General features: G+C 70.2%; 16 protein-coding genes and 1 tRNA gene. 7 read left to right on the top strand and 10 right to left on the bottom strand.

Annotated elements, in window-relative coordinates:
- Positions 1-183 precede the first annotated feature (183 nt).
- The 5 genes from GNX95_RS33480 to GNX95_RS33460 all read right to left on the bottom strand — a co-directional run bounded on the left by GNX95_RS33480 (position 184) and on the right by GNX95_RS33460 (position 6,987).
- Positions 184-259 (bottom strand) — tRNA-Arg (locus GNX95_RS33480).
- Between the two features lie 24 nt (positions 260-283).
- Entirely contained in the window at positions 284-2,347 is a 2,064-nt protein-coding gene (locus GNX95_RS33475; protein ID WP_163511648.1) for a bifunctional copper resistance protein CopD/cytochrome c oxidase assembly protein, read from the bottom strand.
- The gene (locus GNX95_RS33470) at positions 2,344-2,607 is read right to left on the bottom strand and encodes a hypothetical protein (RefSeq protein ID WP_163511647.1); all 264 of its coding nucleotides are present in this window, start codon (positions 2,605-2,607) and stop codon (positions 2,344-2,346) included. The genes GNX95_RS33475 and GNX95_RS33470 overlap by 4 nt, the downstream gene beginning before the upstream one ends.
- Positions 2,608-2,829: 222 nt before the next feature.
- Positions 2,830-5,208: a cation-translocating P-type ATPase gene (locus tag GNX95_RS33465; RefSeq protein WP_163511646.1), complete on the bottom strand. Its 2,379-nt coding sequence runs from the start codon at positions 5,206-5,208 to the stop codon at positions 2,830-2,832.
- A 57-nt stretch (positions 5,209-5,265) separates the two neighbouring features.
- On the bottom strand, positions 5,266-6,987 hold the full coding sequence (locus GNX95_RS33460; RefSeq protein ID WP_163511645.1) for a prenyltransferase/squalene oxidase repeat-containing protein: 1,722 nt from the start codon (positions 6,985-6,987) through the stop codon (positions 5,266-5,268).
- Positions 6,988-7,245: 258 nt separating this feature from the next.
- Between GNX95_RS33460 and GNX95_RS33455 the strand changes: the two genes are divergently transcribed.
- Positions 7,246-9,720 carry a penicillin acylase family protein gene (locus tag GNX95_RS33455; RefSeq protein ID WP_163511644.1) on the top strand — a complete coding sequence of 825 codons (2,475 nt, stop codon included), beginning with the start codon at positions 7,246-7,248 and terminating at the stop codon, positions 9,718-9,720.
- Between the two features lie 42 nt (positions 9,721-9,762).
- On the opposite strand, the gene GNX95_RS33450 is transcribed toward GNX95_RS33455, so the two are convergent.
- Positions 9,763-9,963 (bottom strand): antitoxin, encoded by a 201-nt coding sequence (locus tag GNX95_RS33450; protein WP_163511643.1) that lies wholly within the window; start codon positions 9,961-9,963, stop codon positions 9,763-9,765.
- Positions 9,964-10,111: 148 nt separating this feature from the next.
- Here GNX95_RS33450 and GNX95_RS33445 point away from each other — a divergent pair, with 148 nt between their 5' ends.
- The gene (locus GNX95_RS33445) at positions 10,112-10,270 is read left to right on the top strand and encodes a hypothetical protein (protein ID WP_163511642.1); all 159 of its coding nucleotides are present in this window, start codon (positions 10,112-10,114) and stop codon (positions 10,268-10,270) included.
- Between the two features lie 71 nt (positions 10,271-10,341).
- Here GNX95_RS33445 and mscL read toward each other — a convergent pair whose 3' ends face one another.
- From mscL to GNX95_RS33425, 4 genes are all read right to left on the bottom strand, one after another.
- Positions 10,342-10,740: a large conductance mechanosensitive channel protein MscL gene (gene mscL / locus GNX95_RS33440; RefSeq protein WP_163511641.1), complete on the bottom strand. Its 399-nt coding sequence runs from the start codon at positions 10,738-10,740 to the stop codon at positions 10,342-10,344.
- A 26-nt stretch (positions 10,741-10,766) separates the two neighbouring features.
- Positions 10,767-11,207, bottom strand: coding sequence for a hypothetical protein (locus GNX95_RS33435; RefSeq protein WP_163511640.1), 441 nt, complete (start codon positions 11,205-11,207; stop codon positions 10,767-10,769).
- A gap of 114 nt (positions 11,208-11,321) precedes the next feature.
- A complete protein-coding gene (locus GNX95_RS33430; RefSeq protein WP_163511639.1) occupies positions 11,322-11,639 on the bottom strand; it encodes an FmdB family zinc ribbon protein in 318 nt (105 codons plus the stop codon).
- A gap of 89 nt (positions 11,640-11,728) precedes the next feature.
- Positions 11,729-12,331 (bottom strand): 5-formyltetrahydrofolate cyclo-ligase, encoded by a 603-nt coding sequence (locus tag GNX95_RS33425; RefSeq protein WP_163511638.1) that lies wholly within the window; start codon positions 12,329-12,331, stop codon positions 11,729-11,731.
- A gap of 84 nt (positions 12,332-12,415) precedes the next feature.
- Between GNX95_RS33425 and GNX95_RS33420 the strand changes: the two genes are divergently transcribed.
- The 5 genes from GNX95_RS33420 (at position 12,416) to GNX95_RS33400 (ending at position 19,984) form a co-directional block, all read left to right on the top strand.
- On the top strand, positions 12,416-14,458 hold the full coding sequence (locus GNX95_RS33420; protein WP_246281882.1) for a diguanylate cyclase: 2,043 nt from the start codon (positions 12,416-12,418) through the stop codon (positions 14,456-14,458).
- A 467-nt stretch (positions 14,459-14,925) separates the two neighbouring features.
- Positions 14,926-15,861 carry a UTP--glucose-1-phosphate uridylyltransferase gene (locus tag GNX95_RS33415; RefSeq protein WP_163511636.1) on the top strand — a complete coding sequence of 312 codons (936 nt, stop codon included), beginning with the start codon at positions 14,926-14,928 and terminating at the stop codon, positions 15,859-15,861.
- A 29-nt stretch (positions 15,862-15,890) separates the two neighbouring features.
- The gene (locus GNX95_RS33410; protein ID WP_163511635.1) at positions 15,891-17,132 is read left to right on the top strand and encodes a molybdopterin molybdotransferase MoeA; all 1,242 of its coding nucleotides are present in this window, start codon (positions 15,891-15,893) and stop codon (positions 17,130-17,132) included.
- Between the two features lie 51 nt (positions 17,133-17,183).
- A complete protein-coding gene (locus tag GNX95_RS33405; protein ID WP_246281842.1) occupies positions 17,184-17,753 on the top strand; it encodes a GNAT family N-acetyltransferase in 570 nt (189 codons plus the stop codon).
- A 503-nt stretch (positions 17,754-18,256) separates the two neighbouring features.
- Entirely contained in the window at positions 18,257-19,984 is a 1,728-nt protein-coding gene (locus GNX95_RS33400; RefSeq protein ID WP_163511633.1) for an ABC transporter ATP-binding protein, read from the top strand.
- Positions 19,985-20,063 lie beyond the last annotated feature (79 nt).

Here is a 20,063-nt window from a genome sequence, read left to right as displayed (position 1 = left end):
ATGTCATCGACGTCAACGAAAGCACATCGCTCACGACCGCCGGCGACCATGCGGCCAACGGTCGTCTTCCCGACTGCTGGCGGCCCAGTCACCACAAGGACACGCATGCGTGCATTCTCGACCGCCGACAGCCATGCACGCAGGTCTCACCACGCACGTAGGGAGTCCCTGCGGCGCATTGGCTGGTGGCCCCGGCGCGATTCGAACGCGCGACACCCGCTTTAGGAGAGCGGTGCTCTATCCCCTGAGCTACGAGGCCAGACCTGACAACGGTACCGGACCGCTAATGGCGCTGGCGCGTACGGTCGTCGGCTTCGGCCAGCGCCTTCAACCGGCGGTTGTACGCGGCGAGAGCGTCCTGGTCGTCCTCGGCCGGCTCGGCGTCACCGCGCGCGGCTGCGCGGGCCTCGGCTCGGTCGGCGGCGCGGTCGAGGCGGCGCTGCTCGCGTTCGTCGGAGCGGATCCACTGGTAGAGCAACGCGAGCGCGATCACCAGGCTCGGCAGCTCGCCGAAGGCCCACGCGATGCCGGCGCCGACCTGCTGGTCGGCCAGCGGCGTCGCACCCCAGGTGCGCACCAGCGACTCGTACCAGCCGGCGGCCAACAGCGTGGCCGTCTGCATCAGCGCCAGGCCGAAAAACGCGTGGAAGATCATCGACACGAACAGCAGCGGGATGCGCACCGGATACGGCAGCGGCCGCGGCGCCGGGTCGACGCCGATCAGGATCCAGAAGAACAGATAGCCGGCCGCCAGGAAATGCGTGAACATCAGCAGGTGCAGCGCGTGCGAGCGCAACATCTGCTCGTACAGACCGGTGAAATACATGGCATAGAACGACGCCACATACAAGGTCAGCGCCACCAGCGGATTGGTCAGCAGCTTGGCGACCGGCGTCCCGGTGGCCCACAGCAGCCACTCGCGCGGGCCGCGCAGGTCCTTGTCCGTCGACGGCGGCAGCGCGCGCAGCGCCAGCGTCATCGGTCCACCGAGCACCATGATCGCCGGCGCCAGCATCGCCAGCGTCATGTGCTGGATCATGTGGATGCTGAAGAGTACGTAGCCATAGCGCGCGAGACCGCTCGAGGTCACGACGATGACGATCAGCCAGCCGGCGACCCAGCAGGCCGTACGCGACACCGGCCAGCGGTCGCCGCGCTTGCGCAGCCGCCACACGCCGGCCAGGTAAAAACCGATCGCGGCCAGCGACACGGCGATGAACAGCGGCTCCGGCAGCCAGTTGAAGACCATCTTCTCCAGCGTCGCCGGCCCCGGCATCGGAAAGCCGAGCAGCGCGCCGGTGCGGTCGAGCTCCTCCGGCACGCCGGCCGGCGGCGTACGCGACAGCGCGACGGCCAGGCCGACCGTGGCGGCGAAGACGAGCACTTCCACCGCGGCGAGCCGTACGAACGCGCCGCGCGCACCGTCGGCCAATGCGGGCAGCGTACGTTTTCGGTGCCACCAGCCGAAAACACCGAGTGACACCAGCGCCAGGAACTTCAGGATGACGATCCGGCCATAGCCGGTGCCGAACAGGGCGCCCCACGACTGCACGCGTACGGTCGCGTTGACCACGCCGCTCAGGCCGACCACGACGAACGCGGCCAGCGCGGCCTTGGAGTAGCGGTGCGCGGCGGCGGACAGCGCCGGGGTCGGCAGCCGCCGGCAGAGCAGCAGCGCGATCAGGCCGCCTGTCCAGACGAGTACGCCGCCGACGTGCAGGATCATCGTCGACACGGCCATCTGGTGGTTGCCGGCCGATGCCGCGTGGCCGCTGAACACCGGCGGCATGGCGGCGGCCACCGACAACACGGCGAGCACCGCGGCGCCGGTCGCCGACAACACGATGCGTGAGGCCGTGGCGATCAGCAGCGCGGCCACCATCATGACCGTGAGCGTCTGGCCGACCTCGACCGTACTGACGAAGCTGACCAGCGACGTGCGGTTGAGCGCCTGGGTGACCGGCTGGCCGAGCAGGTCGGACAGCGTGAAGCACAGCTGCGCGGCGGTCGCCAGAGCCCAGACGATCGCGGCGACCGAAGCCGTACGCAGCATCAGATAGCCGTGCGCGGACACGCGGCGGCCGTTGTCGGCGTGCTGCGTCGGAATGGCGAAGGCGGCGACCGCGAGGCCGCCGACCGTGGTCGCGGCCGCCAGCTGGCCGAGCACCGTCGACAGCGGCAGGGCCCAGATGGTGAGCGGTCCCGGATCCGGCAGGCCGGGGACCTGGTTGGTCACCGCGCCGCCGGTCCACAGTGCGATCGCGGCGACGGCGACCGCGGCCAACAGCGCCGCGGCCAGCACCGTCGGCACGTGGACGGGGCTGTCGGTGCGCGCCGGAGTGCTCATGGCCGTGGCGGCTTCGGGCGCTTCGGCGCGGTCGCCAGTGCCACGCCGATGAGGATCAACACCAGCACGATCACACCGAAGACGACGTACGGCCACCACGCCTGGCCGCCGGGGATCTGCGAGCTCGGCGGCACGGTCGGGATCGCCGTGCTGTGCGGACTGCCACTCGGCCGCGGCTCCGGCGCCAGCCCGCAACCGCTCAACAACCCGGCGAGCAGCAACCCGCCGACGACGACAGCTCCTAGCACACGCTTGACCACCGCACCAGTCTCACACCCGCGAGCGACGGTTTCCGCGTGGCCCCCGCCGTGTGTGACCGGCCGGCGCATCCAATTGGAAACCTTGTTGACCGATCCGGCGGGAAAACCGGTCGACAAAGTCGCATTCGGGCGCCAGATCGGCTGTCCGAGTGTCACCGGTGGCCGCATCGCCGCAGGTCAGCCGGCATCCGACGACGCAATCGGATTCCGATTGCGTCGTCGCTAGGCGGCGAAGAGGCGGCGCTTTTCCTTGCGCAGCCAGCCGTCGATCCACCAGAACGCCTCGATGAGCACGATGCCGACCACCGCACACACACAGGCGGTCAACGTGTACGACCCGTTGCTCGGGTCGAGCTGGAAGACCTTCTGGCTCAGCGGCAGGACGAACATCACCGCCGACAGCACCACCATCGTGGCGATCAGCGCGACCTTCCACCAGACGTACGGCCGCGCCACGATGATCAGGACCCACAGCGCGATCGCGATCAGCGTCATCAGCGCGGTCGTGCTGGCCTGCACCACGTTGGTCTGGCTGGCGCCGCGACCGTCGTAGACCAGCACGTACGACACGAAACAGGCGACCGCGATGACCAGGCCGGCGGGGATCGCCATCCGCATGACCCGGCCGACGAAACCGCGTTGTGCGCGCTCGTTGTTCGGCGCCAGCGACAGTACGAACGCCGGCAGGCCGATGGTGAACCAGCCGGTCAGCGTCACGTGCCGGGGCAGGAACGGGTACGGCAGAGCGTCCAGGCCGATCAGGCCCGGGATGCCGACCAGCAGCGCCAGCAGCACCGAATAGACGGTCTTGGTGAGAAACAGGTTGGAGACCCGCTCGATGTTGCCGATCACCCGCCGCCCCTCGCCGACGACATGCGGCAGCGTCGCGAACTTGTTGTCCAGCAACACGATCTGCGCGACCGACCGGGTCGCCGGGCTGCCGGCCCCCATCGCCACGCCGATGTCGGCGTCCTTGAGCGCCAGTACGTCGTTGACGCCGTCACCGGTCATCGCGACCGTGTGGCCCTTGGACTGCAGCGCCTTGACCATCGACCGCTTCTGCGCCGGCGTCACGCGGCCGAAGACCGTGCCGTTCTCCACCGACTCGGCCAGCTGCTCCGGCTCCTCGGGGAGCGTACGCGCGTCGACCGGCCGGTCCGCGTGTGGCAGGTCCAGCGCGGTGGCCACGGCGCCGACCGACAGCGCGTTGTCGCCGGAGATCACCTTGACCGTGACGTTCTGCTCGCCGAAGTAGTCGAGCGTGTCCTTGGCGTCCGGCCGCACCTTCTGCTCCAGCACCACCAGCGCGACCGGCGTGACGACCCCGGGAGCGCCGGCGACGTCCACCTTCTGTGCGGCCTTCGCCAGCAGCAGTACGCGCAAACCCCGCGAGCCGATCCGCTCGGCCTCGGCACGTTCGCCGCTGTCCGCCGGCAGCAACACGTCCGGGGCGCCGAGGACCCAGTTGCCGTGCTCGCCGAAGCTCGCGCCGCTCCACTTCCGCGCCGACGAAAAGGCCGCCACCGCCTCGACCGGCCAGCCAGGCGCCTCCGGGTAGGCCTGCGCGATCGCGGCCAGGCTCGCGTTGGGCCGGGAGTCGGCGGCGGCCAGCGCGGCCAGTGCCCGCTCGGCCGGCTCGCCGTTGCCGACCGGTAGCACCTCGGTCAGCCGCAACGCGTTCTCGGTCAGCGTGCCGGTCTTGTCCGCGCACACCGTGTCGACCCTGGCCAGCCCCTCGATCGCCGGCAGCTCGTTGACCAGGCACTGCCGCTGGCCGAGCCGGATCACGCCGACCGCGAAGGCGATGGCGGTCATCAGGATCAGGCCTTCGGGCACCATCGGCACGAGCGCCGCGACCATGCCGCGTACGGCCTCGCGCCACTGCTGCTGACCGGAGAAGAGCTGGTTGTAGATCGACAGCGCACCGGCCGGGATCAGCAGATACGTGATGAAGCGCAGGATCCGGTTGATGCCGTTGCGCAGCTCGGAGTTGACCAGGGTGAACTTGCTGGCCTCCTCGGCGAGCCTGGCCGCGTACGCCTCCTTGCCGACCTTGGTGGCCCGGTAGGTGCCGCCGCCGGCGACCACGAAGCTGCCGGACATCACCTGGTCGCCGGCGCGCTTCACGACCGGGTCGGACTCACCGGTCAGCAGCGACTCGTCGACCTCCAGGGCCTCGGCGCCGAGCACCTCGCCGTCCACCACGATCTGGTCGCCGGCCGCCATCTCGATCACGTCGTCGGCGACCACCTGGTTGGGCGCCACCTCCGTGCTGACGCCCTCGCGGCGTACGCGTGGCTTGGCCTGGCCCACGATGGTGAGCCGGTCGAGCGTCCGCTTGGCGCGCAGCTCCTGGATCATGCCGATCACGCTGTTGGCGATGATCAGCAGGCCGAAGACGCCGTCGATGAAAAAGCCGGTGGAGGCGATCAGCAGGAAAAGTACGCCGAAGATCGCGTTGATCCTGGTGAAGACGTTGCCGCGTACGATGTCCCAGACGCTGCGGCTGGCTCTGGTCGGCACGTCGTTCGTGCGGCCGTCGGCTATCCGTTGCGCGACCTCGGCGGAGCTGAGCCCCCGATGTAGATCCTCTTTGAGCACTTGGTCACGGTAGCGGCCGGTCAGGGCCGGCCGCCTCCACCTGGAGTATGCCGTTGATCAGGAAGTGTTGGCCGAGCGCTGGGCTCGCCGTTGGATCCAGGCGACCAGCTCGCTGGATGGATCCGGACCAGGACTGAGCGTGCAGGCCACGCCGAGCAGCACGAGCAGCACGCCGATGGCCAGCATCGGTACGACCGCCGGACCGGTCTCCGGCAACGAGGTCATCGGCCGTGCCGGCGGGCCGGCCGCGTCGTGTGGCCGGCTGGCGCCCGCGCGCCCTCCAGAACCGGCGGCCGGTGCCGCCGCGCCGCCAGCGTGTCGCGCTGACGGAGCGGCCAGGCCGAGCACCGCCAGCGCGGTGGTCTGGCGCAGCCGCGCCAGGCCGGCCGGCGACTTCGCGTACGCGTCGAGACCGGTCTTCACAGCGGCGAAGTCGGCCGGCGAGGCGGCGATGGCGCCCCGCAGGACGGTCGGCAGGGCGGCCGGCACCTGCAGCGATCCCAGCCAGCCGGCGTACGCGCCCGGTGGTGTCGCGCCGGCCGCCGCCAGCGCACGCGCCGCCAGGCCGGTGCTGCCGGCGACGCCGAAGCCGCCGGTGGAGTCGCGGTGGCTGGTCAGCCAGCTCGCCGCGCGTTGCACGGCCGCGTCCTGGCCGCCGACCACCGCCAACGACCACGTGGCGATCGCCGTGCCGTCGACGCTCGACGCGCAGCTGCCTTGAGCGGTGGCGCGGAAGCCGCCGTCGGGACACTGCTGACGCAGCAGGTACGCGACCGCCAGGGCAGCCGCTCCGGCCCTGCTCAGCGCGACGACGCCGTACGCCTGCGACGCGGTGTCGGGTCCGTATCGGCCGGTGCGGTCGACGCCGGCGGCCACCGCCCTGACCAGGTCGGCGAGCCGGCCGCTCGCCGACCAGTGTCGCGGGTCGATGCCCTGGGCGACGGCGATCAGCAGAAGCTTCGCGGTCAGCTGCGGATCGGCGGCGGTCTGCGTACGCAGCCGTGCCGTCGCGGCCTTCGCCTCGTCCGGCGCGACGCCGGCCGCGTGCAGGGCAAGGATCGCGTCGGCGACCAGCCCGGCCGGTGCCGCCGGGAACGTGTGGCCGCCGCGGCGCAGGTCGTCGGCCAGGAAGGTGGCGGCGCGCGCGGCGGATGCCGGCGCTGGCGCGCTCTGCGAGCTCGGTCCGCCGGGAGTGCCGGACGGCGTCGGCGGGTCCATCGCGGCCGGCGCGGACGCCGGCTGTGCCGCGCCGGCGACGCTGACCGACGGCTGGTTGGTCGTGCCGGTGCCGTACGAGAAGGCCACCACGCCACCGGCCGCCGGGTGATAGCGATCGGCGGTCTCCGCCGGATAGGTCCACACCGTACGGTCGGCGTTGGGCACCGACAGGGCCCAGCCGGGCCGGCCGCCGCTCGCGCCCGTGCAGGCGTCGTCGGCCACCTTCGGCAGGCCGGTGATCCGGCACAGATAGCCGTCCGTGCCGCGCGTCACGTCGAGACCAACGTCAGCGAGCGCCCGCATCGCGGTGGCCGGCGTGCCGTGGTCGCAGCGGCGCACCACCGGCGTGTCACCGAACCGCCGGCCGGACCGGAACGGCGTGAAGTCGGCGACCACCGTCACGCCGGTGTCGCCGGCACACGGACCGGACGACCACGCGGCCACCGACGGCTCCGCGCTCGGATCGGCCACCGCCGGACCGGCGCTCGTGCCGAGGAACGCGCACAGCGCCAGGAGCACGGCCGCACCACGCAGGGTCCGGCGGCGCCGACGGCCGCTCATGAGCACTCCTCGGGCACTCGTGACGCGCGGTGCCGGCCTTCCGGCGCCGCATGGTCCTGGCCCCCGACGGTCACTGCCAGCGCACCTGCTCAGCACGCGTTTTTTGACGCCGCGGACACCGAAAACATCGTCCGCGGTGGCCGTGACGTTAACACGCGGGTCTGACAACTTCTCGGCGCGCAGTGATCCCATGACTGCGGAGTGAAGCGATCTGTCCCATTCGTACGGCCTGTCGGTGCCGGGCCTTATGTTGGCGTCATGAAACGGTGGGGACGGGTCGCCGTCCGGCTGATGTGCGGCATTCTCGCGGTGTTGTTGCTGGTCGGCGCCTTCGCCGTCGGCGGGGGGACGATCGCCGTACGCGCGTCTTTTCCGCAGACGTCCGGCAGTGTCTCCGTGCCGGGCCTGTCCGCGCCGGTCACGGTCAGCCGCGACGCCGGTGGCGTGCCCCAGCTGTACGCGTCGACCGCGACGGATCTTTTCCGTGCCCAGGGATATGTGCACGCGCAGGACCGGTTCTGGGAAATGGACTTCCGCCGGCATGTCACCGCTGGCCGGCTGTCGGAGATGTTCGGCGCGAGCCAGGTGGACACCGACGCGGCCGTGCGGACGATGGGATGGCGGCGGGTCGCGGAGCGCGAATTTGGCCTGTTGTCCGCGCGGACAAAGATTTACCTGCAGGCATACGCGGCCGGCGTCAACGCGTATCTCCGGACGCACCAGGGCCTGGCGGCCAGCCTCGAATACGGTGTGTTGAAAATCACCGCACCGGACTACCGGATCGAGCCGTGGACACCGGTCGACTCGGTCGCCTGGCTGAAGGCGATGGCGTGGGATCTGCGGTCCAACCTGATCGCCGAGCTGGACCGCGCACAACTGCTCACCGCCGGCCTGTCGAGGGACCGCATCGAGCAGCTGTGGCCGGCATATCCGTTTGCGGAACACGCGCCGATCGTCGGTGGCGGCGGCGTGCGGAACGGCACGTTCCGCTCGGCGACCGTACAGCCGGCTGTTGCTTTTTCCGGAGTTTCGAAGGCTTTTCGCGCGCTGGACCTGCTCGGCCCCGGGACCTCCGCCGACATCGGGTCGAATTCCTGGGTGATCGCCGGCTCGCGCACGACCACCGGAAAACCGATCCTGGCCAACGATCCGCACCTCGGTCCCGGCATGCCGTCGATCTGGTACCAGATGGGCCTGCACTGCCGGACGGTCTCGGCCGGCTGCCCGTTTTCCGTGCTCGGCTACAGTTTTTCCGGCGTACCCGGGATCGTCATCGGACACAACGAGCGGATCGCCTGGGGATTCACCAATCTCGGTCCGGACGTCGCTGATCTCTACCTGGAGAAGCTGAACGGCACGCGGTATCAGGTCGGCGACGAATGGCGGCCGCTGCAGACACGTAAGGAGACGATCCGGATCGCCGGCGGCTCCTCGCGGGTCGTCACAGTCCGCAGCACGGGTCACGGCCCGCTGATGTCCGACGTCGATCCGGGCGTACGGCGCGCGTCGAAGACGACCGCGGTGTCGTTGCGCTGGACGGCATTGGACGCCGGCCGCACCATGGACGCCGTCTTTTCGATGGCGCTGGCGCAAAACTGGCCGCAGTTCCGCGAGGCGGCGCGGCTTTTCGCCGTACCGGCACAGAATCTCGTGTACGCGGACGTGGACGGCAACATCGGCTATCAGGCGCCTGGTGACATCCCGGTCCGTGGCCTGGGGGACGGCCGGTGGCCGGCGCCGGGCTGGGATCCGCGCTATGACTGGAAAAGCCGCATTCCGTACGACGCGCTGCCGAGCGTGCTGAACCCGCAGGAGGGTTTCGTGGTGACCGCCAACCAGGCGGTCGTCGGCCCCGGCTATCCGTATTTGCTGACCACCGACTGGGAATACGGCTATCGGTCGCAGCGGATCCGCGACCTGATCACCTCACGCGCGAAGGTGAGTGTCGCCGATGTGCAGCGCATGCAGATGGACACGCGCAACGGCAACGCCGTCGACGTCGTGCCGGCGCTGCTGAGGATCCGGCTGACCGGTTTCGCCGCGCGGGCGCAGGACCTGTTGCGTGGCTGGGATTTCCAGCAGCCGGCCGGCTCGGCGGCCGGTGCTTTCTTCAACGCCACCTGGCGGCACCTGCTCGCCGACACGTTCTACGACGACATCCCGGCGTACGACCGCGAAAGTGTCGTCGGCAACGAGCGGTGGTTCGCGGTCGTGAAAGCGCTGCTGGCGGATCCGCGGTCGCCGTGGTGGGACGTACGCGGCACGAAGCGGGTCGAGAGCCGTGACGACATCCTGGCGCGCGCGATGACCGAGGCCGCGACCGAGCTGGCCGACAGCCAGGGCGCCGACCCGAAGGGCTGGCAGTGGGGACGGATGCACCAGCTGACGCTGCGCAACGCGAGCCTGGGCAACTCCGGGATCGCGCCGATCGAGGCGTTGTTCAACCGCGGTCCGTACGCGGTCGGCGGTGGTGGCGGCCTGGTCGACGCGACCGGCTGGATCGCCGCCAAGGGCTACGCGGTGGCCAGCGTGCCGTCGATGCGGATGATCGTGGACACCGCCGATCTGGACCGGTCGAGGTGGATCGACCTGACCGGCGTGTCCGGTCACGCCTACGCCGACCATTACGGCGACCAGACGCCGCTGTGGCAACGCGGTGAGCTGCGGCCGATGCCGTTCAGTGCCGGCGCCGTACGCGCGTCGGCGGTGGACACGCTGGAGCTGACGCCATAGCAAAAGGGACCCGAGCGCGCTCGGGTCCCTTCCGCGGTGGTCCTACTGCTGCTGGTCCTGCTGTCCCTGCGTCGTGTCTCCGTCGCCGGTGTGCTGCTGCGCGAAGTCGACCCCCTGCTGGATCTGGTCGCCGTACTGGCCGCCGGTTTTCTCGTTGGCGAACTCGCCGGCCTTGTCCAGGACCTGGTCTACCTGCTCGTCGTGCTCGTCGATGAACTTCTTCGCATCGTCGAACATGCTCATGGAAAGGACCCCCTCTTGGTGCCGGCAGTCACAGTGGCCCGACATCCGTGTCAGTAGCCTGGACGTCGCCGGCACGTGATCAATAACGGACAGTCGTAGTGTCACAGAACCGTCCCGTGTCCACCACTTGAACTGCTGAGGAGCCCGCATGAGCGCGCCAGACGGGGACCGCGAAGTGCAGCTGGACGACGACATCGACATCCTCCCCGACCAGACCAGCGACGACCGCGACGAGGGCTGGGGTGAGCGCTACGGCCGGGACAGCCGCGACGACCGGCTGCTGGAGGAGCGTCCGCCACACTGGTGACGCCCGGCCGACGGGATGTCCGCATGGCCACCATGCGTGCGTCCGGCGCACGCATGGTGGCCATGCGACCGTCAGTCCTGCCGGCGGGCGAGTGAGTCGCGGATCTCGCGCAGCAGCGCCACCTCCTCGCTGACCTTCTCCGGCTCCGGCTCCCTTCCCTTGGCGCGCATCTCGGCGAGCTTGTTCATCGGCAGCACGAAGGCGAAGTAGACGACCGCGGCGATGAGGACGAAGGTGATCAGCGCGTTGATCACGTTGCCATAGCCGAGCACCACGTCCGCACCGCCGGGGTTGTGCCGCAGCACCAGGCCACCCTGCGGCCCGACGCTGGGCACCAGCTGGATCAGCGGCTTGATCAGGTTGTCGACCACCGAGGTCACCACCGCGTTGAAGGCGGAACCGATCACGACCGCGACGGCCAGCTCGACGACGTTGCCGCGCAGGATGAACTCCTTGAAACCCCTCAGCATCTTCGCTTTCCTCCCTTAGGCGATTGCTAAGGGGAGCGTACGGTGACGGTTATTCGGGCATCTGCCGGGATTGCGGCAATCCGGGTGGCGGCTTCTCGCGGCACCGCAACGAAAACCTGACTGGCGCCGGTGGCCAGCACCAACGCCGACTCGGCGACGGTGGTCGTGTCGGCCGCGGTCGCCAGCAGGTCGATGTGGTCGCCTGGCCGCAGCGTGGCCGCGGCCGCGGACGAGACCTCCACTGTCACGCCGACAAGGCCGCTCGGGACGGCCGCGCGGCTGTCTTTCGGCTTCGGAGCGGCAGCGGTCGGCTGGCCGGCGGTGTCGTTGGCGGAGAGCAGGACGAGCGCGGCCAGGCAGACCAGCGCGGCCGCCGCGAGCGGTCGCAGCGCCCGGCTGGGCCGCGGCAGGCGAAACCGCCAGGGTGCCGTGTCGAGCCGCTCGTCGTCGCGGGTGAACAGTCGCATGCCGGTCACCGTATGCCGCGTATCGGCCGGTTTGGCCGCGGCGACCGGAATCTGTGGACAGCCGATCCCGCTGTGGACAACCCGTTTGTGGTGGCGTTCCGTGCTAAGGAGCGGTCAGCTCGCGGAGGCGCTGGTGGCGGCCGGCTTGCTGGTGCTGGACTTGGTGTCGGACGACGTGCTCGTCGACGAGGTGGACGTGCTGCCGCTGTCCTTGGAGCCATTCGAGCTGCTGGCCGGCGTCGAGGCGGTGCTGGACGAGCGCGAGTCGGTGCGATAGAAGCCGGAGCCCTTGAACACCACGCCGACCGCGGAGAACACCTTGCGCAACTTGCCCGAGCAGTTGGGGCAGGTCGTCAGCGCGTCGTCGGTGAATGCCTGCACCGCCTCGAAACGGTGACCGCACTCGGTGCAGGCGTACTGGTATGTCGGCACGGGGTTCCTCCGGAACTGGCACTCGAACTCTCCGAGTGCTAATGGTGCGTCAAAGGACGGCGTTCGTCCAGCGGATCACGGTGTGGCATTCAACCTGATCCGGTCAGGCCGAAGGCGGCCGGGAGGTCCAGCCAGCCGCGTGACGGCGTGACCACCGCGTTGACCTGCACGTCGTGCGCCTCGGTCGGCAGGCTGTCCACCAGCTCGTCGTCGTACACCAGCGCGACGACCGGCGTGTCGGCCGACACGCGGGTGAGCGCGCGGTCGTACGAGCCGCCGCCGCGACCGAGCCGCGAGCCGTCCAGGCCGACGGCGACCGCCGGCACGACGACCGCGTCGGCCGTACGGATGGCGTCGGTGCCCAGCCGTGGCCCGAGCGGCTCGCGAAGGCCACGACCGGCCGGCGCCAGGTCGGTGGTCGACCGGCAGGTGGCCCAGTCGAGGTCGCCGTCGGCCAACAACACCGGAAGCAGCACCGCGAATCCGCGCTCGAGCAACGTGCCGGGCAGGTCGCCACCAGGCTCGGCGCCGACCGGCACGTACGCGGCCACCGTGGTGCCGATGTCGGCGAGTTCGGTGCACAACGTCGCGACGATCCGCGCCGAGTCGGCCTCGCGCGCCGCGGCCGGCCTGCCTCGCCGGCTGGCCGAGAGCTCCTGGCGCAGCGTGTGCTTCCTGGCGAAGTGGGTCATGTGCGTAGTCTGCCCTCCCACCCGCGTACGCTCCGATCATCGCAGGTGGTGCTGGTCCGGTTGCTAAGGAGGCATGTGGTGACGATGCGCGCCCGGCTCACCGCCGCTTTCCTGGCGATCGTGCTCGGACCGCTCGTGCTCGGTGCGGTGTTCGTCGGCATCAGCGTCGGACGGGTCACCGACCAGCGCACCGCCGACCGGTTGCAGCTGGCCGGCAGCACCGTGTCCACCACGGTTTCGCAGCTCTGCCGCAGTGCGCTGGCCGCCGCGACGATCGTGGCGACGGCCGGTGAGTCCGAGCGGCCGGCGGCCATCAACACCGTCCTGCGGCAGGCGCTCGCCGACGCCGTGGTCGTACGGGACGCCAACGGCGGCCAGGTGGCCAGCGGCGGCACGGCCCTGTCGTTCCCGGCCAACTGCGCGGTCGACCCGCCGGCGCGGCCCTCGCGGACGACCCAGCCGGGCATCGCGGCATCGGTGCAGCTGCGTACGTCCACCGGCGCGGTGGCCGGCACCGTCGAGGCGGCCTTCATCCTCAACGAGGCACTGCTCACGCAGCTGTCCCGTACGGCGTCGGTCGACGTGACGGCGCTCGCCGACAAGGGCGCGCCGGGCCTGTCCACGCTGCCCGGCGACGGCATGGCGGTCGCCGCGGCGGTCGGCGACCTGCTGGCCATGCCGGCGTTGCCGGCCACGCAGGCCGACGGTGGCCTGATGGTGCGTGCGGTGAAGCCGCAGCGCGGACAGCCGCTGCTGCTGGCGCTGAGCACGCCGAGGCAGCCGCAGGAGGGCCTGTACGGCCTGCTGATCCTGATCGTGCTGCTGGTGATCGTGATCGCCGTGCTGGTCGCCTGGCGGCTGGCGCGTACGACCACGGCGCCGATCATCGAGGTCGCCGGCGCGGCCGAGCGGGTGGCGGCCGGTGACCTGGACGCGCGCGTACCGGTCCGTGGCCGCGACGAGGTCGGCCAGCTGGCCAGCACGTTCAACCGGATGACCCGCGAGATGCAGTCGTACGTGACCGCGCTGACCGTCAGCCGTGACCAGCTGCGTGGCAACCTGGCGCTGCTCGGCGACACGCTGTCGTCGACGCACGACCTCGACCGGATTCTCGAGGTGATCCTGGAGACCGCGATGGCGGCCACTGGCGCGCAGGCGGGCGTGGTGCTGCTGGTCGACCGCAGCGACGGCAGCTGGCCGGGGACGCTGGTCGGCCAGTCCGGCCAGAACCTGTCCGGCCGCGGTGTCAACCCGCGCGACCTGCGGCTGGCGATCGGCGAAGGCGTGCTCGGCGGGGTCGCCGAGAGCGGCGAGCCACGGCACGGACGGGTACGTAACCCGGCGACCGACCTCGCGCCGGTGGAGCCGCGCTGCCAGACCTACATCGCCGTACCGTTCTCCGGCAGCGGCCGCGGCGCCGGCGGCAGTCGCGCGGGTGGCGGCCGGTTGCTCGGCGTACTGGCGCTCTATGACCGCCTCGGCGCCGACGACTTCGACGACGGCGACCTGGTGACGCTGCGTACGTTCGCCGGCCAGGCGGCGGTCGCGGTGGAGAACGTGCTGCTGCACTCGGAGGCGGAGCGGCTGGCGTTGGCCGACCCGCTGACGGACCTGTGGAACTACCGTTATCTGCGGGTGTCGCTGAAGCGCGAGATCGAGCGCGCGTCGCGGTTCGAGCGCTCGCTGGCCGTGCTGGCCGTCGACGTCGACCGGTTCGCGGCGGTGAACGAGCAGTATGGCCACACCGTCGGCGACGCCGTACTGGCCGAGCTCGCGCATCGCCTGCGCGCGGCCGTACGCGAGGTCGACATGGCTTTCCGGCAGGGCGGCGAGGCCTTCGTCCTGCTGCTGCCCGAGGCCGACAGCGCCGGCGCGCAGACCGCGGCGCGGCGCATCTGCATGTCGCTGCGCTCGACCCCGATCACCCTGCCGGCCTCCGACCCGACGCGCCGGCCGACGGAGCTGTCCGTACGCGTGACCGTGTCGGTCGGCGTGGCCCTCTATCCGCAACACGGCACCGCACCCGAAGACCTGCTGGAAGCCGCCGAGGGCGCCCTGGTCACCGCCAAAGCCGACGGCCGCGACACCTGGCGCGTCGCCGGCGCACCCCGCCGAGTCCAACGCTAGTTACCCGCTACAGCGCGAAACTGTCGTACCCCCCTGCCAAATTTGGCCCCCACCCAGATCGGGTGGGGGGTGGGTTCGCGTGGAAACTTGGATGAGTTCGAAATTGATCTTGGACTTCGCCGCACGCGACTCGCCAGCCACTTGGCCATCTTTAGTCACACCAGTCACAAGTCGCCATGCACGCATGGCCCCCTTGCGTGCGTCCAGTGCACGCAAGGTGGCCTTGCGTGCATCAGCCAACCGGACAAAGGTGGCATTTAGCGCTCAATGACGACGCGACCAAGATCAATTTCTGTCAGTTTGGAACCTCTCAACCCACCCCCCACCCGATGTGGGTGGGGGCCAGATAACACGAGGGGTACGACAGTTTCGCGCTGTAGCGGGTAGTTTGCGACGTGCGGGGGAGTCAGGTGGTCGCCACGTACCGCGTCCACCGGCGTCGGCGGCACATGCCATAGCCTGCTCGCATGCCTGAGACACGTACGCGTACCCGCGCCCGAAAGGCTGTCATCCCGGCCGCCGGGCTCGGGACCCGATTCCTCCCCGCCACCAAGGCGGTGCCGAAAGAGCTTCTTCCCGTCGTCGACAAGCCGGCGTTGCAGTACATCGTCGAGGAGGCGGCCGCCTCCGGGCTCACCGACGTGCTGCTGGTGACCGGCCGCGGCAAGTCGTCGATGGTGGACCACTTCGACCGTAAGCTCGACCTGGAACAGACTCTCGCCGAATCCGGCAAGGACGACCTGCTGGACGCGATCCGCCGGCCGTGCGACCTCGCGGCCATCCACACCTCCCGCCAGCCGGAGCCACTCGGCCTCGGCCACGCTGTGCTCTGCGCGGCCGCGCATGTCGGCAACCAGCCGTTCGCGGTGATGCTCGGCGACGACCTGATCGACGAGCGCGACCCGCTGCTGCCGCGGATGCTCGACCTGCAGGCCGACACCGGCGGCATCGTCGTCGGCCTCATCGAGGTGCCGCGCGAGCAGACCAAGCTGTACGGCATCGCCACCGCCAAGCCGACCGAGCAGGAGGACGTGGTCGCGATCTCCGAGCTGGTAGAGAAACCCGACCCGGCCGACGCGCCGAGCAACCTCGCGGTGATCGGCCGGTACGTCCTTCCCGGCGAGATCTTCGACGTGATCGCGCGTACGCAGCCGGGTCGCGGCGGCGAGATCCAGCTGACCGACGCGATGGCGACCATGGCCAACGAAGGCACGCCGGTGCACGGAGTGTTGTTCTCCGGCCGCCGCTACGACACCGGCGACCGCCAGTCGTACCTGCGTGCTGTGGTGAAACTCGCGGCGGATCGCGACGACTTGGGCCCCGACTTCCGTGACTGGCTGAAGTCCTATGTGGATAGTGGTTTCAACTCGACGTTCGACTCGGGGGCCGGCAGCGCGGGGTAGGTTGATGGTTTGACCGATTTGGGGGGCTTATGAACGCGGAGGAAGGGACGGCAGGGGTCGGCCTGGCCGACTACCTGACCGGCGTGCTGAGCGAGATCGTCCCGCTCCGGCCGTTCGACCTGGCGCTGCACGACGCGCACGCCGGCGTGTTGGCGACCGACGTTCAGGCACCGGGGCCGCTGCCTCCGTTCGACATGGCCGCGGTGGACGGGTACGCGCTGCGGGCCGACGACGTCTCCGGCGCCAGCGAGCGGCTGCCCGCGCGCCTGTCGGTCATCGGTGACGTGAGCGCCACCTCCTGGAAGCCGACCCGGCTGACCGGCGGCAGCTGCTTCTCGGTGGCCGCCGGTGCACCGTTGCCGGCCGGCGCCGACACCGTCGTGCCGACCGCGTGGACCGACGGCGGCCTGGTCACCATCGAGATCGCCGAGCCACCGCGGCGCGGCTCGTTCGTCCGCCGGACCGGCGAGGACGTGCCGGCGGGCTCGGTGATGCTGCCGGCCGGCACGTACGTCTCGGCGGCCGTCGTCGGCCTGCTGGCTGGTTCCGGCATCGACCACGTCGCCGTACGGCCGCGGCCGCGGATGGTCGCGGTCGCGACCGGCGACGAGCTGGTCGCCACCGGCCGGGTCGGCTCGCCGGGCCAGGTGGTCGACGCCAACTCGCACGCGCTGGCGGCCGCGGCCGTGGAGGCCGGCGCGCAGGCCTTCCGGGTCGGCATCAGCCCGGACGACCCGGAGAAGCTGCGCTCGCTGCTGGACGACCAGACGATCCGCGCCGACCTGGTCGTCCTCACCGGCGGCACCGGCAGCGGTCCCGGCGACATGGTCCGCCGCACCCTCTCGCGCGAAGGCGTGGTGTTCACCGACGTGTCCGTCTATCCGTCGCAGATCTTCGGCTTCGGCCGGATCGGCGAGGAGCGTACGCCGGTGATCTGCCTGCCGGGCGACCCCGGCTCGGCGCTGGTCGGTTTCGAGGTGCTCGTACGCCCGGTGCTGCAGCGCCTGTCCGGCGCCGAGCCGGTGTTCCGGCCGTCGGTGAAGGCGCACCTGACCGAGACGGTGTCCTCGCCGCGCGGCTATCGCGAGTTTCGGCCGGCGTACGTGACCGAGCGGCGCGGCGGCGGCTACACGGCGACGCCGCTGGCCGGAGGGCCACATCTGCTGTCCGGACTGGCCGCCGCGAACGCGCTGATGGTGCTCGGCGAACGTATCGCCACCGCGCCGGCGGGGACCTCGGTGGACGTCCTGTTGTTCGATCGGCGACGATAGCCGGCTGTGTACCGACACCCGGGATGGCCCGCGACCCTCACCGAAGGCCCAGTGACGCTGCGACCGCATCGCGGCCGTGACGCGCGTGCGTGGAGCGAGGTGCGGCTGGCCAACGAGCGATGGCTGGCACCCTGGGAGCCGACCCGGCCGCAGCCGTGGCGGGTCGCCAACGACGTGAGCCAGTATCCCAACCTGCTGCGCTCGCTGCGCCGCGGCGCACGATCCGGCGACACGCTGCCGTGGGTCATCGCGTACGAGGGCGCCTTCGCCGGCCAGATCACCCTTTCCAACGTCGTACGCGGCGCGTTCTGCTCGGCTTCGGTCGGCTACTGGGTCGACGGCCGGCTGGCCGGCCGCGGCATCATGCCGACCGCGCTCGCGCTCGTCGTCGACCACGGCTTCACCGCCGCCGGCCTGCACCGCATCGAGGTCAACATCCGCCCGGAAAACGCCGCCAGCCGCCGCGTCGTCGAAAAGCTCGGCTTCCGCGAGGAGGCGCTGCACAAACGCTTCCTGCACATCGACGGCGCGTGGCGCGACCACATCGGCTACGCCCTCACCGTCGAGGACGTGGCCCCAACCGGCCTGGTCTCCCGCTGGCGCGCCTCCCGCACCCCCTGAACTACCCGCTACAACGCGAAACTGTCGTACCCCCCTGCCAAATTTGGCCCCCACCCAAAACGGGCGGGGGGTGGGTTCGCGTGGTTACTTAGATAAGTTCGAAATTGAAACGCAGGTCTATAGCGCTAAATGTCGCCTTTATGAATCTCTGGCATGCACGCATGGCCCCCTTACGTGCACTGGGCGCACGCAAGGGGGCCATGCGTGCATCGACCATGTGACCTGTGTGACCAGAGTGACCGATAGTGCTACTGGGGCGTACGTCAAGATCAACTTCTATGTATGCAAGTTTCCAACGCGAACCCACCCCCCACCCGATCTGGGTGGGGGCCAAATTTGGCAGGGGGGTGTGACAGTTTCGGGCTGTAGCGGGTAGTTGGGGTGGTCGGGCGGGCTGGGTGGGGTCGTAGGTTTGGTAACGGTCCGGCGACTTAATCCGCGTTCCGGTCACGGGGCCATGCGGCGGTGTTCTATGCTGCCGCCGTTCCCAGAGTGAGGTGAGGATGTCGAATCTGAGCAAGCCGTCCGACGCTCCAGCCGGACCGGTGCTGGAGGTCAGGGACCTGCGGATCACCTTCCCGACCCAGGAAGGTCCGCTGAAGGCCGTAGACGGCCTGTCGTTCGAGCTGGATGCCGGCAGGTCGCTGGGCATCGTCGGCGAGTCCGGGTCCGGCAAGAGCGCCACCTCGCTCGCGCTGCTCGGTCTGCACCGGCGCAGCCGCGCGCAGATCACCGGCGAGATCAGGGTGACCGGTACGGACATGCAGTCCGCCAGCGACGAGACCGTGCGCCAGATGCGCGGCAGCCAGATCGCGATGGTGTTCCAGGACGCGCTGTCCGCGCTCAACCCGTACTACACGGTCGGCGACCAGATCGCCGAGGCCTACCGCTCGCACACGCAGTGCAGCAAGAAGGAGGCCTGGGCGAAGGCGGTCGAGGCGCTGGACCACGTGCACATCCCGGACGCGGCGCGGCGTGCCAAGGCATATCCGCACCAGTTCTCCGGCGGCATGCGGCAGCGCTCGGTGATCGCCATGGGCATCGTCTGCCAGCCGCGCGTACTGGTCGCCGACGAGCCGACCACCGCGCTGGACGTGACCGTCCAGGCGCAGATCCTGGACCTGCTGGAGGAGCTGCGCCGGGAGACCGGCATGGGGCTCATCCTGATCACCCACGACCTCGGCGTCGCGGCCGGCAACACCGACGAGATCCTGGTCATGCAGAAAGGCAAGGAGGTCGAGCGCGGCCCGGTGGGTGACGTGATGCGCCGGCCGGTGCATCCGTACACGCAGGCCCTGCTCTCCTCGGTGCCGCGCCTGGACGAGCCGTCGGCCCGCGTGCAGGCCCGGATCGAGCTGATCAAGTCCGGCAAGCTGGAGTCCAAGGACGACGCGCTGGTCGAGGTCGTCGACCTGCACCAGACCTTCCGGTCCGGCCGCGGCTTCCTGGGCAGCAGCAAGGTCGAGGTACGCGCTGTGGACGGCGTCTCGCTGGAGGTCCCGCGCGGCCGTACGCTCGGCGTCGTCGGCGAGTCCGGCAGCGGCAAGTCGACGCTGGCGCGCTGCATCATCCGGCTGCTGCAGCCGACCTCGGGCAAGATCCTGTTCGAGGGCAAGGACATCTCCCGGCTGCCCAACTCGCAGCTCAAGCCGGTACGCAGGGACATCCAGATGGTGTTCCAGGACCCGGTCTCCTCGCTCAACCCGCGCATCCCGATCGGCGAGAGCATCGCGCTGCCGCTGCGGATCATGGGTGGCAAGGACAGCCGCGCGATCCGCCAGGAAGTGCAGGACATGCTGGAGCGGGTGGGCCTGGACCCGCAGCGTTTCAACGCTTATCCGCACGAGTTCTCCGGCGGCCAGCGCCAGCGCATCGGCATCGCGCGCTCGCTGATGCTGCGGCCCAAGCTGCTGATCTGCGACGAGCCGGTGTCCGCGCTGGACGTGACGACCCAGGCGCAGGTGCTGCGGCTGCTCAACGACCTGCAGGAAGAGTTTCACCTGACGCTGATGTTCGTGTCCCACGACCTGGCCGTCGTACGCCAGGTGTGCGACCGGGTCGCGGTGATGCAGCACGGCAAGCTGGTCGAGTACGCCGACACCGAGGACCTCTACAGCAACCCGCAGCACCCCTACACCAAGTCGCTGCTGGCCGCGGTGCCGCTGCTCGACCCGGACGCCGCCCGCGAGGCACGCCAGGCCCGCCGCCAGTTGCTGTCCGTCGCCTCCTAGCCCGACCCGTTTGCCACAACGCCTCGTTGCTGTCACCACCGGACAGCAACGAGGCGTTGTGGCACATATAGCGGTGACA

The organism is Fodinicola acaciae (genome assembly GCF_010993745.1).
Taxonomy (GTDB): Bacteria; Actinomycetota; Actinomycetes; order Mycobacteriales; family HKI-0501; genus Fodinicola; species Fodinicola acaciae.
This window is presented reverse-complemented; position numbering and strand designations above follow the sequence as displayed.